The following is a 15,395-nucleotide window of genomic DNA, read 5'->3' on the forward strand; positions in this document are numbered from 1 at the left end:
TTCGTTTTTTCTTGAAACTGAATTTTCTTTTTTAATCTTTAGAAGTGAAAATCCCGCTGAGTAAAGAAGTAATAAGAGACAGTAAAATACTGAAAATAAAGGCAGTTAAAAATCCATCAATCGACATTCCAGGTACGAATTTTGCAGCGAGTAAAATAACCAAAGCATTGATCACTAAAGAAAAAAGTCCCAAAGTAATAATCGTTAATGGTAATCCTAAGATTTTCAAAATTGGTGTTACGATAAGGTTTAAAACGCCCAATACAAGGGCGAAAATAATGGCGCCACTGAAACCATCAAAATGAATCCCGCTTAAAATATACGTTAAGGCATAAGCGACGATTGCTGTAATTAATAGATTTAATAAAATTCTCATAGTTTATAATTTTTTAAATGTTCCAGGATTTACTCTTCTAAAAATCAGGCTCTTTCCAATCCACTTTACTTTCCAGTAACCACGAACTTTCAACGTTCCGTCTTTATTTAAAGTTACCGATGAATCCCAATATCTTCCGGAAGAACCGTCATAAATTGTTCCGTTTTCCCAGGATGATGTTGCGGGATTGAACTTTAAACCTTCTAAAATTTCCATGCCGATTACTTTTCTTTTTCGAAGTTCAGGATCTAAATTTTGAGTATCATGACGCAGATTCATAGGTTTTCCACTTCCAAGCCGTTCATCAAACCATGTTACTTTTGCTCTATATTCATTATTTAATCGATACACTTTTACAGAAACGCTGTTCTCAACAGTCGTCCAGTTTCCTAAAATGTCATCCGCTTTCACTTGTGCATGAAGCGTAAAAATAGAAAAATAAAAAATAAAAATAAAGGTTTTTCTAAGCATGGAACTGACAATGCAAGACTGTTGCCAATTGTTCGGTATTTTCAATATTTGCGCTTTAATATGATTTATGAATTTCTCTTTGGAGGTCTCGGCTTTTTTATTTCTTTCACATTATCGAAAATCCAGTCTTCGATCTGGATGATAAAATGATTTCTCCGCAACACCATTTTACACAGAAATATGACTCCTAGAAAAATGATGCTCAAAAATAGGGAAAAAAGACCAAAACTTGTGGCGATTTTCCAGCGTTGATCTTCGTTTAATCCAAAACTTAATTGTCGTGAAACCCAATCGAGAAATATTTTATAGTGAAGAAAACTTTCCAAAAATAATCCGATTGATAAGATAAAAAGACCAACCATTAAAAGCCATGAGATTACGAATAGCGCGGAAACGAGAAAGGTGCTTCCCGAAACCGAAGGTTGTGTATCTATTATTTTTTGCAGATTCTTTTCAGTCATTATTTTTTCAATATTATTTTACATTTTCTAATTCAATCCAAACCGGACAATGATCACTTGATTTTTCCCAACCACGAACGTCTTTGTCAACTTTACCTCTTTTAAGGAGCGGCACCACTTCCGGTGACAGTAAAAAATGATCAATTCTCATTCCTGCATTACGTTCGTACGCTTTTCGAAAATAGTCAAAAAAAGTATAGATGGTTTCAGTCGGATATAAATGTCGCAACGCATCCGTCCAACCTTGGCTGGTCAAGTTTTCAAATGCTTTTCGAACTTCAGGTAAGAAAAGTCCGTCGTTCTTGTATTTCTCAGGTTTGTAAACATCTTTTTCATTCGGAATAACATTAAAATCTCCGATAAGCAAAACCTTTTTCCCTGAAGTAATGAGCATTTCTGCGTGAGCGTCCAATCTTTCAAACCATCGCATTTTGTAATCGAACTTTGGTCCTGGAGTTGGATTTCCATTGGGTAAATAAATACACGCAATGATCAGATCTTTAATTTTCACTTCCAGATAACGACTTGCTTCCACTTCATCTTCACCGGGTAGATCGGTACGGGAAATTACAGGTTTTTCCAGCTTTGATAAAACCGCTACTCCATTCCAACTTTTCTGACCGAGCCAAACGGAATGATAACCTGCTTCTAAGATTTCAGCTTCCGGGAATTTATCCTGCGGAGCTTTTAATTCCTGCAAACAAACAATATCAGGTTGCGATTCTTCGAGCCATCTTAAAAGAACGGGCAATCGTCCGTTCACTCCATTTACGTTATAAGTTGCGATTTTCATTTCTCCAGAATTTTATTCAAAGTTAATCAGATTATTAAACCTTTCTTTTTTTTGGAAGCATTTTTGATGTGAAAACCGAAAATAAATTGAAGATTATGAGAGCAATTTGGAACGGTGCAATTGGTTTTGGTTTGGTGAACATTCCTATTAAATTATATTCGGCGACCGAAGAAAGCAATATCGATTTAGATATGTTGGATAAAGATGATCTGCAGAATATCAATTTTAAAAGAGTCAATTCAAAAACCGGAAAGGAAGTACAGTGGGCAAATATTGTGAAAGGATACAAAATGGAAGATCGCTACATTGTTCTTGATAAAGAAGATTTCGAAGAAGTGAGTCCGGAAAAATCTAAGATTCTCAACATCAAACAATTTGTGGACATTAATGAAATTGACAGCGCTTATTTCGAAAGTTCTTACTTTCTGGAACCTCAGAAAAACGGCGAAGAAGCCTATCGACTTTTATTAAAAGCACTTTTGAAAACTAAAATGGCGGGAATCGGAACATTTATTTTAAGAGAAAAAGAAATTCTGTGTTTGGTTCGTCCCTATGAAGACAAAGTTTTGATGGTGAACAGAATGCGTTATCCAGAAGAGATAAGATCGTTTGAAGACTTAAAACTTCCGACTGCGAAAAAACCGAAAGACGAAGAAATGGCAATGGCAGAATCTCTCATCAAGCAGTTGGCGACAAAATTCGATCCTGAAAAATACAAAAATACCTACAATGATGATCTCATGAAAATTATTGAAGCCAAAGCAAAAGGCAAAACTAAAAAGGTAGAAACCAAAGAAGAAGTTTCCGCAAAAGCAACCGATTTAATGGCCCAATTAAAAGCAAGTTTAGAAGCCGGAAAAGTAAAAGCGAGTTAAATTTTAAAATAATTTTCTCAAAAATGAAACTTTTTAATCTTCAAATAAATTTCTAAATGGCACTCGAGGAATACAATAAAAAGCGGGATTTCGAGCAAACATCTGAACCAAAAGGCAAAAGCGAAAGTGGTAAAGGAAAATTGAAATTTGTCATTCAACGCCACGCTGCAAGCCGGCTTCATTATGATTTCCGTTTAGAAATGGACGGTGTTTTAAAAAGCTGGGCTATTCCAAAAGGTCCCTCTTTAAATCCGGAAGATAAACGCTTGGCGATGATGGTTGAAGATCACCCTTATTCCTACCGAACGTTTGAAGGAAGCATTCCGAAAGGTAATTATGGCGCTGGAGAAGTGGAGATCTGGGATGAAGGAACGTATGAACCTTTAGAAAAAGTGAAAGGCAAAACCGATGATCTCATCATGCGAAATGAACTTCACAAAGAATCTTTAAAAATTGTTCTTCACGGAAAAAAATTAAAGGGGGAATTTGCCATGGTCAAAATTAAAAATTCCACGGATGGAAATCCCTGGCTGCTCATTAAACACAAAGATCAATACGCCACCGATTTCTATGATGCGGAAGAAAATACAGATCCCAATTCGAAAGTAACTGAAGTTTTGGAAGCCAAAAAAGGAAACTCTAAAAGTAAATCTGAGGATTCTGTAAAAACTTTTAAAAATTATGCTCCTTCTCTTTCTAAAGAAAAAAAACTCACCAAATTTATCACGCCAATGTTGGCCGAAACTGCGCCGAAACCTTTCAGCGGAAAAGACTGGGCATTCGAAATAAAATGGGATGGTTATCGAGCGATTGCAGATTTACGAAACGGCGTTCAACTCTACTCTCGAAACGGCCTCTCCTACCTGGAGAAATTTAAAAAAGTGGTCAATTCTCTGAAATTACAGGATCACGAAATAGTTCTGGACGGGGAACTGGTTGCGTACGATAACAAAGGAAAACCGAATTTCCAATGGCTGCAAAGAATCAGCGATCATCCCAATTTAACGGTTTTTTATCAGGTTTTTGATTTGCTGTGGTTGAACGGACATTCCACGGAAAATCTGAGTTTTTTACAGCGAAAAGAATTGTTGAAAGAAGCTTTAAAGGAAACCGAATTTGTAAAATACCACGATCATATTCTAGAAAAAGGCGAAGATTTTTTCAAACTCATCGAAAAAATGGACCTGGAAGGAATGATGGCCAAAAAAATTGACAGCACTTATCAGGAAGGCATTAGAAACGGTGACTGGCTGAAAGTGAAAAGTCAACAAACCGAAGAGGTTTTGATTTGCGGATTTACCGCGCCGAAAGGAAGCAGGAAAAAATTTGGATCTTTAATTTTAGGACGATATGAAGGGAAAGAACTTATTTTTTGTGGTCATACCGGAACAGGTTTCAGCGATAAAACTTTAAAAGAACTTCATGAAAAAATGGAACCGCTCATTATTTCGAAATCGCCTTTCAAGGTAATACCAAAAGCCAATGATAAACCAACCTGGATCAAACCTGAACTGATCGCGGAAATTAAATTTACAGAACTAACGGAAGAGCATATTTTTCGTCATCCGGTTTTTATGAGGTTGCGCGAAGATCTGAATCCAGAAGATTTAAATTTTGAAACTACAGAAATGAAGGAAGAAGAAAAAGTTGTTCCCGTGAAAAAAACGATAGAGAAACGGGACGCAGAAAAACTTCAGAAAATCGATAAGCAAAAGATTAAGCTCACGAATCAAAATAAGATCTATTTCCCAAAAGATAATGTGACAAAAGGTGATCTGATCGATTATTACCAAAGTGTTTCCAAATATATTCTACCCCATTTGAAAAACCGTCCGCAATCGATGAACCGTTTTCCGAACGGGATCGATGGAATGAGTTTCTATCAAAAAGATGCTTCCGAAGAAACACCTGATTGGATTGATATCGAGAAAGTATTTTCGGAATCGAGTGACAAATACATCAATTATATTCTTTGCAACGATAAAGCGACAATGGCTTATATGAATAATTTGGGCTGCATCGAATTTAACGTTTGGACCAGCCAAATCAAAACCATCGATAATCCGGACTACTTGGTTTTGGATCTGGATCCTTCTGACAATAATACTTTTGATGACGTCATTGAAACAGCGAAAATGGCGAAAACAATTATGGATAAAGGAAACATTGAAGGCTATTGCAAAACTTCCGGAAGTTCGGGAATTCATATTTATATTCCGATGGGTGCAAAATATTCTTTTGAACAGGTGAAAAATTTTGGACATATTCTAATGCAGTTCGTTCAGCAAGAACTTCCAGAAATGACCACTTTGGAAAGAGCTTTACAAAAACGAGATAAGAATAAAATTTATCTCGATTACCTTCAAAACCGTCGCGGACAAACCTTAGCAAGCGTTTACAGTTTAAGACCAAAAAATGGCGCTCCAGTTTCCATGCCTCTTGAATGGAATGAATTAAAACCAGGATTAAAACCAACCGATTTTAACATCGAAAATGCTTTAGAAAGAATTAAAAAAAATGGAGATCTCTTCAAACCCGTTTTAGGTAAGGGAATTGATCTTTTGAAAGCGATTGATCTTTTAGGAAAGGAATAATATTACATTTTGATCATCAATAGATTAATTTGGTAACATATTTGATAGAAATTTTGCATGAAAACTCAGAACTACGCCAATCACCGAAAATTTTACGCTCCACATCATTTTATTTATTTACCGCTTCTGCTTATTTTAGAAGTATTAGGAATAAGAAAAATTTTTACAGATGAAAGCAATCAATTGACGTGGATTTTATTTTCAGTTGTGATTTTCCTTCTTTTTTATCTTGCCTTTATGTTGCGTCAACATTACGCTTTAGGAAATCAAAACCGAATTATTCGGTTAGAATTCAAACAAAGATATTTTGAACTGTTTGGTAAAGGTTCCGACGAGATTGTAGAAAAATTAAATTTTGGTCAGATTGCTGCATTAAGATTTGCAGACGACGACGAATTCAAAATTTTATTAGCAAAGGCAATTTCTCAAAATATATCAGGTGACGAAATTAAAAAATCAATAACCAATTGGAAGCCTGATTTCAACCGCGTTTAAAAAATTAACATTAAATAATAAACCTTAAAAATTTACGATCATGAAAAAGTTTACCTTACTCAGTTTAGCTGTATTTGCATTTCTTTCTTTAACAAGTTGTGAAGCCATCGGAACCATATTTAAAGCCGGAATGTGGTGGGCTTTTATCCTTATCGCGGCAGTTGTAGGTTTAATTATATGGTTATTTACAAGAGGAAAAAATTAATTATTTCCTTTGAAAATCTCCTTTAAACCGAGACTTGTTTAAATTTGAACGATTATAAAAAGAAAGAACCGGCGTTGATCAATCAGAGTCTTATTCTTTCTTTTTGTTTTTTAGAACTCTTTATTGAAAATCTTCTACGAAGTCGTAATTAATTTTTAATGATTTTATAGTCTCCCAATTACAAGTTTTCCAATGAAAAATCCTGAAACCGATCTTATCGCCTCTTTAACTCCTTCAAAAATTCTAAAAATCATGAAGGATCCCGTAAAATCTGCAAAAGCAGTGCACCTGACTTACACGTCTGATCACGAATATGATGGAATCGTGAGAAGGAAATCTGGTAAAAAATATGCCTACTTTATAGGAGACGAAAAAATAAAAGATCAAGAAGAAATTCAACGCATCAACAAACTGGCAATTCCGCCCGCCTGGGAAAATGTGTGGATCTGTTCTCTACAAAATGGTCATCTTCAGGCAACCGGTATCGATGCGAAACAACGCAAACAATATCGTTATCATTCACTTTGGAATGCTTTGCGGAACCATACCAAATTTTACCGTATGCTTCAGTTTGGTTATGCTTTACCACAAATGCGGTTGCAGTTAGAAAAAGATCTTGCTCTCAGAAATTTAGAAAAGACCAAAGTTCTTGCAGTGGTCGTGAGCTTAATGGAAAGAACGAATATTAGGATCGGTAATAACGTGTATGAAAAATTATACGGCTCTTTTGGTTTAACTACTTTGAAAGACCGACATGTCAATATTCAAGGACAAAAAATGCATTTCTCTTTTAAAGGTAAAAAAGGGATTTATCATGACATCGATCTGAAAAATAATAAACTGGCGAAAGCTGTCCAGAACTGTAAAGATATTCCCGGTAAAGAACTCTTTCAATATTATGATGAAGACGGAAAAAGGCACGCGATTGAATCTGGAATGGTCAACGAATATATTAAGGAGATCAGCGGCGACGATTTTACTGCGAAAGATTTTAGAACTTGGTCAGGAACCGTGAATGCGTTAATTGCTTTTAAAGAAATTGGAGAAGCAGAAAATGATAGAGAATATAAATCTAAAGTAAAAGAAGCTTTAGAAGTGGTCGCATCTCACTTGGGAAATACAGGAAATGTTTGTCGAAAATATTATGTTCATCCTTTAGTTATCAATCTTTACGAGAACCATTCCATCAAAAAATATATGGACGAACTCGATCAAATCGAAGTAAATGATGGGAAAACTGGTTTAACGAAAGAGGAAACCGTCGTGATGAAAATATTAGAAAATGAAAAATTACAGTCCTAGAGATTAAATTCACTTAAAAAAAATTTGTCTTTAATTTTTAGTCTGTTTTAATACCTTTTACAGAAATAACGTATATCATCAATAAGGTCAATAGTAAAAATCTATACCATATTTTTTATAATAGAACAATTTTGTTCTACATTTGAATAATAATTAAAAATATAAATATTATGAAACATTTATTTAAAACCTTCGCAGTATTATTTTGCGCAAGTATGTTGACTTTCTCTTGTGCGAGTAAAGATGACGAAACAACAATGGACTCACCAAAATCCATTTATGAATTAGCATCTGCTGACTCTGATTTATCAAGTTTAAAAGCTGCAATCGACAAAGCAGGTCTTTCTGCAACTTTGAATGGATCTGGAACTTTTACCGTTTTCGCACCTTCGAATGCTGCATTCGCTGCGTTTTTAACAGCAAACGGTTTTGCAAGCCTTAATGATGTTCCTAATGATCTGTTGAAACAAGTTTTATTAAACCACGTTCTTGCTACAAAAGTAATGGCAGCACAAGTAACTACAGGATATGTTTCTACTCTTGCAAAAGGAGCAGCTTCTTCCACAAGAGCGCTAAGTATGTTTATCAATACAGCATCTGGTGTAAAAATTAATGGCGTTTCAAACGTTACTAAAACTGATATCATGGCTACAAACGGCGTTATTCACAAAGTTGATGCAGTAATCGGATTGCCAACAATTGTGACGCATGCAGCGGCAAACCCGAACTTTACCTCTTTAGTTGCAGCTTTAACCAGAGCAGATCAACCTAACTTCGTATCTATTTTGGGTGGTACAGCAAATTCTCCGTTTACGGTTTTCGCTCCAACAAATATGGCATTTACTAATTTATTAACCGAATTGAGTTTGCCAAATTTAGCAGCGATTCCAGGAGCAACTTTAACATCTGTTCTTAAATATCATGTCGTTGCCGGTGCAAATGTAGCTTCTACAGACATTACCGATAATATGATTGTTCCGACTTTCCAGGGAGAAACATTTAAAATCACAACTACAGGTGGCGTAAAAATCACTGACCAAAACAATAGAATATCAAACGTCATTGCGACTGATGTTCAGTGTTCAAACGGTATTATTCACGTATTAGATAGAGTTTTATTACCATAGTTTTTAAGTTTTTAATAGTTGAGAATACATCTTTTTTTTATAAAAGGTGTATTCTTTTTTAAACCTCTAAACTAAAAATCCCAGATCCTTTTTTAAAATTTTATTTCCGTGTCGGACATATTCCTTTTAAAACAATACTTTTGCAGCGCTCAATTTTCCTCTTTAAACAATGTTAAATTGATACTTGCTGATTATTAATTTAAACTGTTCTTACCTCCTTTAAAAAATAACTATGAGATATTTATTTACTTTCTTTTTGCTTTTATTTTCCTTTGTTTTAAAATCACAAGTTGGATCCATTAATATTTCAGTATTTGATGAGTTCAGCAAAAAACCACTGGAAGCTATAGTCAAAATTCAAAAAAGAAGCGACAGTATTTCTGGAATTGGTAGAATTCAGCTCGATAATATTCCGTCCGGTTCCTATACTTTTGAGATTTCTTCGGAAAATTACAACACTTCTTATTTGTATGATATCAACATTATTCCTAATCAGAATCTTTCCTATTCTGTAGGTTTAAATAAAAGTGAAATTAAATCGATTCAGGAAGTTTTAATTACGAAAAAAACTTACAAAACCACCGCAGAAAGTCCTGTTTCTCTCCGAAATATTACGAGTGAAGAAATTCAAAAAAATGCAGGTTCCAACCGCGATATTTCACGGGCAATTTTAAGTTTTCCCGGAGTTGGAAGTACGGCAACTTTCCGGAATGACTTATTTATCAGAGGTGGAAGTTCCGCAGAAAACAAGTTTTATATCGATGGGATTGAAGTTCCGATCATCAATCACTTTCAAACGCAGGGCGCTTCTGGCGGTCCTCGTGGCATTATTACCGTAGATTTTATTAAAGATGTCGATTTTTATAGTGGAGCTTTTCCAGCCAAAAGAAATGGCGCTTTGTCTTCGCTATTTGAATTTAATTTAAAGGAAGCCCGAAAAGATAAATTGGGTTACAAAGCAATTGTAGGTTTAGATGATTTGCAGTTGATGATGGATGGTCCACTTTCAAAAGATCAATCCTGGAGTGGTTTATTTTCTGTACGGAAATCGAATTTGCAACTTCTTTTCAAAGCCATCGGTTTGCCTTTTTTGCCAAGTTATTACGACGCCACTTTCAAAGTTTCGAAGAAATATAAAAGTGGTGATGAACTTTATTTTATAGGTTTAGGCGCGATTGATAAATTTGAATTCAACACCGACGCTAAAAAAACGCTTTCTAATCTTACATTGATCGATCGTTTACCAGTTGCGCCACAGTGGAATTATACCTTTGGTGCAGGTTACCGACATTTGGTTGATAATGGAAACTGGCTTTTCACAATTAGTAGAAATATGTTAGATAATCAAGCGACAAAATATTATCGAAATATAGAAACGCCGGAGAATTTACTCTTTGATTACAATTCTCAGGAAGGTGAAAATAAAATTCGGATCGATCGGAATTTCATGCTCGGTGATTTTGTTTTCAGCGCCGGAACCAATTTTAATTATGCAAAATATACCAATAATTCTACCATCAAATCGGTGAATCAATCCGGATTAAGTTTCGATCAGATCAATTCTGATCTAAAGGTTTTCCAATATGGATTTTATGTTCAAAGTGCTCATAAATTCTTTGATAATAAAGTGCAGCTTTCTTTAGGAACCCGTTTTGATGCAAGTACTTATTCACAACAAACTGATAATCCTTTCGATCAGTTTTCTCCGAGATTTTCTTTAAATTATAAATTTGCAGACCGATGGGCGTTTAATTTTAATACCGGAATTTACCACGCTCTTCCAGCATATACTGCTTTAGGTTTGAAACTGAATGATGTTTTAGTCAATCGAAAAACTTTAAAATACATTCAAAACATTCATTATGTTGCAGGTTTAGAGTATAATGGAAAAGACAATCTGCGTTTGACGATGGAAGGTTACTACAAAAAATACAAAAACTATCCGTTCTCTCTTCGAAACCAAATTTCTCTGGCAAATATTGGTGCAGATTTCGGCGTTGTCGGAAGTGAGCCTTTAGATTCCAGAGGATTCGGTGAAACGTATGGAATTGAATTTTTAGCCCAAAAAAGGACTTTGAATAACTTCTACGGAATTTTAGCTTACACTTTCGGATATTCGAAATTCAGTGATGGAGTGGGAAATCTTCTGCCTTCAAGTTGGGATTCCAGACATATTTTATCAGTAAGTGCCGGAAAAGTTTTACCAAGAAACTGGAATTTCAGTGCAAGATTTAGATTGCAATCAGGTTTACCAGAAACTCCGTATGACTTGATTAGAAGTGCTTCCGTTCCGATTTGGAATATTAATAATGGACCGCTTCAGGATTTTGCAAAATTAAATTCTCTTCGCGGAAATGTGGCACATCAACTAGATCTGCGTACCGAAAAGAAATGGGTTTTCAAGAAATGGCAGTTTACCGCATATCTCGATATCATTAATGTTTACGGGTCAAAAACTGCAAGTAATTTACCGGTTGTAAACTTACAGCGAGATAATAATGACAATGGTGTCATTCAAAATCCGAATGCGTCACCTGCAGATCAAAATTATTTGCTAGAAGTTGGAAGTCAGGATAATAATATGCCGATTCCCTACTTCGGATTTATTTTCGAATTTTAAATTCTCTCTCAACTCCATAAGAAAACACCCGAAGCTTTTGCAACGGGTGTTTCTATTTTGAATGAAAATTTAATTGTGTTTTACCCAGATTAAATTTTCTGTTTTAAATCCTAAAGCTTTTGCTTTTTCCAAAAAACGCTGTTTATAAGAATCTGGAATGGTTGTTTCGCGAGACATGATCCATAAATAATCCAGATTATTTCCAGCAACCAAAGCATATTTGTAATCATCATCAACATCAATCACATTATAACCGGCCCAAATTGGTTTAAAGAAAGAAACTTTCAGACGACCTTCTGTCGGTGAGTTGACAAATCGAGCTTCCCCATTTGATTCACTCCATTTGTCTTTTTTATAATTATGACCGCGGTTTTTTACGTTTAATGAATTTTCATCTTTACGCGTATATTCTGCAGTTACGTTGTCGAGATTTTTTTCGAAACGGTAATCGAATCTTGCAATTTCATACCATTTTCCTAAATATTTATCTGCCTGAAAATTTTGAACGGCTTTTGCTCCTTCTGGAATTCCAACGGAACATGAACTTAAAAACAATGCAGCGATAATTCCGACAGTTAAAGGAATTGCTAACTTTTTGAAATTTTTCATTTTTAATAATTTGATCATTACACTTCAAAAATAGTGCCTTCAGTAAAAACAATATTTTTAAAGTTTCCTTTTAAAGTTTTGGTGTCTAATCCTGTAAACTGGCTAAAAGCGGGAAGGACAATCTGCTGCTCAGAAATTGCAAAACACGGTAATCGAAGCCTTTCGTTCTTCGTTTTTAAAACAAATCCCGGATGAATATGTCCGGAAATATAAAATTTATTTTCCTCTATTTTTTCAGGATGATGAACGAAAGTGAACGGTTCAATTTCAAGAAATTCATCTTCGCATTCAATTCCCAGATCGTCATAAACTTCACATTTCATTTTATCGTGATTTCCTCTGATCAAAATAAATTGTTGCGAAAATTGTAGCCGCCATTTTTTAAACAGATTCAGATCAGAATTGTATCCTGCGTGAAATAAATCACCTACAATCACTACCTTTTCCGGTTGAAAATGATTAATTAAGTCTTCCAATCTTTTTAAATCAGTCACTAAAACTTCAGAAGAAATTGCAATTCCATGTTTTCTAAAATGCGCGGATTTTCCAACGTGCAGATCACTTAAAATTAGAATCTTCTTAGCTTCCCAAAAAAGAGCGCGCTGATTCGTAAAAGTTAAAGTCGTATTTTGAATTTTTTTCTCTAAAAGTTCGAGCATTTATATTCTTATTTTTTGAAATTTACTGGTACCTAAAATCAGATTAGTAAATATTTAAATTTTAGTTTAAATGATAAACCATTAAGATATTTTAGAGATTGAGCAAGATTAAGAATTTGGAGGTAAATTTAAGCAGCATACTTAAAAAATCTTTAGATTTCTCTTAATTAATCTTACCTACTTAAATAAACTTAATGGTTAAAAATTAATTCATCAAGAATTTAATAAGATTTGCCGTTTTTAATTTTAATCAGACGAGAGTTATTTTCCTCTCGCAATCTGCATGACGGTTTTTCCTTTCTTCATTGCTTCAGCCTGCATTCTTTTGATCCTTTCACCCAAATCTTCACTGCTTAATGATTGGCGCAAACTATCGACTTTAATAGGAAAACTCAAAGGCGTAAAAGAGTTTGCAAATTTGAGGATTATTTTGGACTTTTCAATCCTGTTAAAAGCTTCTACCAATCTTGCTTCATCGATCTGCTGATTAAAAACTTCAGTATAAGCTTGCTTCAATAATATATTTTGAGAATCATAATCCTCCAGAACATTGAAAATTAATCCTGCGGAAGACTGTAAACTTTTATTATTTTTCTGTTGTCCGGGATAAGTTTGAATCACCAATCCCGAAATCACAGCGATATCCCGAAATTTCCTTCGTGCCATTTCTGTTGCATTAATACTGCTTAAAACATCCTGAATTAAATTTTCTTTCGATAAGATCTGCTTTAAATTTTCTTCCGTCAACGGAATTTCTTGAGAACTTAAGAGTTCAAAACCATAATCATTCATCGCCATTGAAAAAGAGATCGGGGTGATCTTAGAAATCCGAAAAGCGATCAAAGCCGACATGACTTCATGAATCAAACGACCTTCAAACGGATACATGAAAAGATGATAACCGTCGCGCGTTTTGATGATCTCCACCAAAAACTCATCTTCTTTTGGAATGTGAGAGATCCCTTCCTGACTCGCCAAAAGTGGATGCAAAAATTTCAATTCTTTCTCCGACGATTTTGCGTCTAAAGACTGTGAAAGTTTCATGCGAAGAAATTGCCCGAGATATGAACTCAAAGGCAATCTTCCACCCAAATAACTTGGAACCATTGCTTTTCCTTTGGCATTTCGGCAATAAACCGTCATTTCTTTGATGTGGGCAACTTCAAGAACTCTTCCCGCAAGAATAAACTTATCATCTTTTTTCATGCGCGTGATAAAATATTCTTCGATCATCCCGACATAACTTCCGCCCAAAACTTTTACTTTTAACATGGCGTCACTCACGATAACACCAATGTTCATGCGGTGAAGCATTGCAATTCTACGGCTTGTCACTTTATAAATTCCATCTTCGATAACGACTTTATGAAACTCTTCATAATTTTTAAAAGCGCCGCCTCCAATCGTAATAAACTGTAAAATAGATTTCCATTCTTCAGTTGTTATTTCCTGAAAAGCAAACGTATTTTTAATTTGTTCAAAAGTTTCTTCCGCTTTGAAACCTTCACCAACCGCCAAAGTAATCAGATATTGAATAAGTACATCAAATGTCATGACCATCGGAACCCGCGGTTCGATTACTTTTTGCTTTACTGCCTCTTTCAAAGCAGCAACTTCGATGAGTTCCAAAGAATGCGTCGGAATGAAATATATTTTGGAAGTCTCAAACGGTGAATGTCCACTTCTCCCGGCGCGTTGTAAAAAACGTGCAACTCCTTTCGCAGAACCGATTTGAATCACGGTATCAACAGGTTTAAAATCCACACCCAAATCCAAAGAGGAAGTAGAAACGACTGCTTTTAGATATCCAGAACTTAAATTTTCTTCAATCCAGATCCGCAGATCTTTATCAATAGAACTGTGGTGAATCGCAATTTGTCCTGCAAAATCCGGATGTTGCTGCAAGAGGATTTGATACCACATTTCCGCCTGACTTCGCGTATTTGTAAAAACCAAAGTGGTCTTGCTTTCCAAAATAATAGGAATGACTTTGTTCGCCAGTTTATTTCCTAAATGTCCTGCCCAAGGTAAAATTTCCACCTCGTCCGGAAGAACTGCGATGATATCGATCTTCTTCTTTTCCTTCGCAATGACTTTTGTTTTCTTTAATTTATACGGAATTAAAACTTCCAAAGCTTCATCTAAATTCCCAATCGTTGCAGTGATTCCCCAGATTCTAACTTTATTTTGATAGGAAACTAAGCGGGACAAAGCCAATTCGGTAAGAACGCCGCGTTTTCCACCCAGCAATTCGTGCCATTCATCAACGGCGATGCATTTCAAATTTTTGAAAAAGCGTTGATTGTTTTTCTGCGCTAAAAGCAAATGCAAACTTTCCGGAGTAACCAAAAGAATATCGGGCATTTTTTTCGTCTGAGAAGTTCTTTCTTTAATGGGCGTATCTCCATTTCTAACTCCAACAGTCCAGTCGAGACCAATTTCATCAATGGCTTCTTTCATGGCTTTTGCGATATCTTTTGCCAATGCTCGAAGCGGTGTTATCCAAAGTAGTTTTAAACCGTCGCCGTATTTTTCAGGGAAATTAAGAAAGTCAACAATGACGGCTAAGAAAACAGAATAGGTTTTCCCGAAACCAGTTGGTGCGACGACCATTCCGCTGTAGTTTTTGTGATATTTTTCCCAGGTTTCCAGCTGAAAAGTGAAGGGCGCGAAATCTTTTTCGGCCATCCAATTTTTGATGATTTTTAATCCTTCGGTTTCTTGGAAATCTACAGTCATTAAGTTTGGGCCAAAGCCAATTAATTTTTGAATTTAATATGCGGGCTAAAGCTCGCTTCTATTGATAAT

At 35.2% G+C, this 15,395-nt stretch carries 14 protein-coding genes; 7 read left to right on the plus strand and 7 right to left on the minus strand.

The window, feature by feature from the left end; translation table 11 throughout:
* Positions 1-31 precede the first annotated feature (31 nt).
* The 4 genes from OA86_RS00790 to xth are packed head-to-tail and all read right to left on the minus strand — an operon-like array spanning position 32 to position 2,101.
* Entirely contained in the window at positions 32-376 is a 345-nt protein-coding gene (locus OA86_RS00790) for a phage holin family protein (RefSeq protein WP_039347363.1), read from the minus strand.
* Between the two features lie 3 nt (positions 377-379).
* Entirely contained in the window at positions 380-892 is a 513-nt protein-coding gene (locus OA86_RS00795) for a DUF2147 domain-containing protein (protein WP_169743930.1), read from the minus strand.
* Between the two features lie 20 nt (positions 893-912).
* On the minus strand, positions 913-1,308 hold the full coding sequence (locus OA86_RS00800) for a hypothetical protein (protein ID WP_039347367.1): 396 nt from the start codon (positions 1,306-1,308) through the stop codon (positions 913-915).
* Positions 1,309-1,321: 13 nt separating this feature from the next.
* Positions 1,322-2,101, minus strand: a complete 780-nt coding sequence (gene xth, locus OA86_RS00805) for an exodeoxyribonuclease III (protein WP_039347369.1) — start codon at positions 2,099-2,101, stop codon at positions 1,322-1,324.
* 95 nt (positions 2,102-2,196) lie between these two features.
* On the opposite strand from xth, the gene ku reads away from it, so the two are divergent.
* The 7 genes from ku to OA86_RS00840 all read left to right on the plus strand — a co-directional run bounded on the left by ku (position 2,197) and on the right by OA86_RS00840 (position 11,319).
* Positions 2,197-2,976, plus strand: a complete 780-nt coding sequence (gene ku / locus OA86_RS00810) for a non-homologous end joining protein Ku (protein WP_039348293.1) — start codon at positions 2,197-2,199, stop codon at positions 2,974-2,976.
* Between the two features lie 56 nt (positions 2,977-3,032).
* Positions 3,033-5,570 (plus strand): DNA ligase D, encoded by a 2,538-nt coding sequence (gene ligD, locus OA86_RS00815; RefSeq protein WP_039347371.1) that lies wholly within the window; start codon positions 3,033-3,035, stop codon positions 5,568-5,570.
* A gap of 57 nt (positions 5,571-5,627) precedes the next feature.
* Positions 5,628-6,065, plus strand: a complete 438-nt coding sequence (locus tag OA86_RS00820) for a DUF6526 family protein (protein WP_039347374.1) — start codon at positions 5,628-5,630, stop codon at positions 6,063-6,065.
* Between the two features lie 40 nt (positions 6,066-6,105).
* Complete coding sequence (locus tag OA86_RS00825) at positions 6,106-6,270, plus strand: hypothetical protein (protein ID WP_039347377.1); 165 nt, start codon at positions 6,106-6,108, stop codon at positions 6,268-6,270.
* Between the two features lie 192 nt (positions 6,271-6,462).
* Positions 6,463-7,572, plus strand: coding sequence for a DNA topoisomerase IB (locus tag OA86_RS00830; RefSeq protein WP_039347379.1), 1,110 nt, complete (start codon positions 6,463-6,465; stop codon positions 7,570-7,572).
* Positions 7,573-7,742: 170 nt separating this feature from the next.
* Positions 7,743-8,699: a fasciclin domain-containing protein gene (locus OA86_RS00835; protein ID WP_039347382.1), complete on the plus strand. Its 957-nt coding sequence runs from the start codon at positions 7,743-7,745 to the stop codon at positions 8,697-8,699.
* 232 nt (positions 8,700-8,931) lie between these two features.
* The gene (locus OA86_RS00840) at positions 8,932-11,319 is read left to right on the plus strand and encodes a TonB-dependent receptor plug domain-containing protein (RefSeq protein WP_039347385.1); all 2,388 of its coding nucleotides are present in this window, start codon (positions 8,932-8,934) and stop codon (positions 11,317-11,319) included.
* 69 nt (positions 11,320-11,388) lie between these two features.
* Here OA86_RS00840 and OA86_RS00845 read toward each other — a convergent pair whose 3' ends face one another.
* The 3 genes from OA86_RS00845 to OA86_RS00855 form a co-directional block, all read right to left on the minus strand.
* A complete protein-coding gene (locus tag OA86_RS00845) occupies positions 11,389-11,928 on the minus strand; it encodes a lipocalin family protein (protein ID WP_039348296.1) in 540 nt (179 codons plus the stop codon).
* A gap of 17 nt (positions 11,929-11,945) precedes the next feature.
* Positions 11,946-12,587: a ligase-associated DNA damage response endonuclease PdeM gene (pdeM, locus tag OA86_RS00850; protein ID WP_052257317.1), complete on the minus strand. Its 642-nt coding sequence runs from the start codon at positions 12,585-12,587 to the stop codon at positions 11,946-11,948.
* Between the two features lie 261 nt (positions 12,588-12,848).
* Entirely contained in the window at positions 12,849-15,326 is a 2,478-nt protein-coding gene (locus OA86_RS00855) for a ligase-associated DNA damage response DEXH box helicase (RefSeq protein ID WP_082017277.1), read from the minus strand.
* Between the last annotated feature and the right edge of the window lie 69 nt (positions 15,327-15,395).

Source organism: Kaistella jeonii (assembly GCF_000812865.1).
In the GTDB taxonomy this organism is placed as follows: Bacteria; Bacteroidota; Bacteroidia; order Flavobacteriales; family Weeksellaceae; genus Kaistella; species Kaistella jeonii.

Coding starts and splice junctions, on each gene's coding strand:
- OA86_RS00790 (WP_039347363.1), bottom strand. CDS start 376: ATGAGAATTTTATTAAATCTATTAATTACAGCAATCGTCGCTTATGCC.
- OA86_RS00800 (WP_039347367.1), bottom strand. CDS start 1,308: ATGACTGAAAAGAATCTGCAAAAAATAATAGATACACAACCTTCGGTT.
- xth (WP_039347369.1), bottom strand. CDS start 2,101: ATGAAAATCGCAACTTATAACGTAAATGGAGTGAACGGACGATTGCCC.
- ku (WP_039348293.1), top strand. CDS start 2,197: ATGAGAGCAATTTGGAACGGTGCAATTGGTTTTGGTTTGGTGAACATT.
- ligD (WP_039347371.1), top strand. CDS start 3,033: ATGGCACTCGAGGAATACAATAAAAAGCGGGATTTCGAGCAAACATCT.
- OA86_RS00820 (WP_039347374.1), top strand. CDS start 5,628: ATGAAAACTCAGAACTACGCCAATCACCGAAAATTTTACGCTCCACAT.
- OA86_RS00825 (WP_039347377.1), top strand. CDS start 6,106: ATGAAAAAGTTTACCTTACTCAGTTTAGCTGTATTTGCATTTCTTTCT.
- OA86_RS00830 (WP_039347379.1), top strand. CDS start 6,463: ATGAAAAATCCTGAAACCGATCTTATCGCCTCTTTAACTCCTTCAAAA.
- OA86_RS00835 (WP_039347382.1), top strand. CDS start 7,743: ATGAAACATTTATTTAAAACCTTCGCAGTATTATTTTGCGCAAGTATG.
- OA86_RS00840 (WP_039347385.1), top strand. CDS start 8,932: ATGAGATATTTATTTACTTTCTTTTTGCTTTTATTTTCCTTTGTTTTA.
- OA86_RS00845 (WP_039348296.1), bottom strand. CDS start 11,928: ATGAAAAATTTCAAAAAGTTAGCAATTCCTTTAACTGTCGGAATTATC.
- pdeM (WP_052257317.1), bottom strand. CDS start 12,587: ATGCTCGAACTTTTAGAGAAAAAAATTCAAAATACGACTTTAACTTTT.
- OA86_RS00855 (WP_082017277.1), bottom strand. CDS start 15,326: ATGACTGTAGATTTCCAAGAAACCGAAGGATTAAAAATCATCAAAAAT.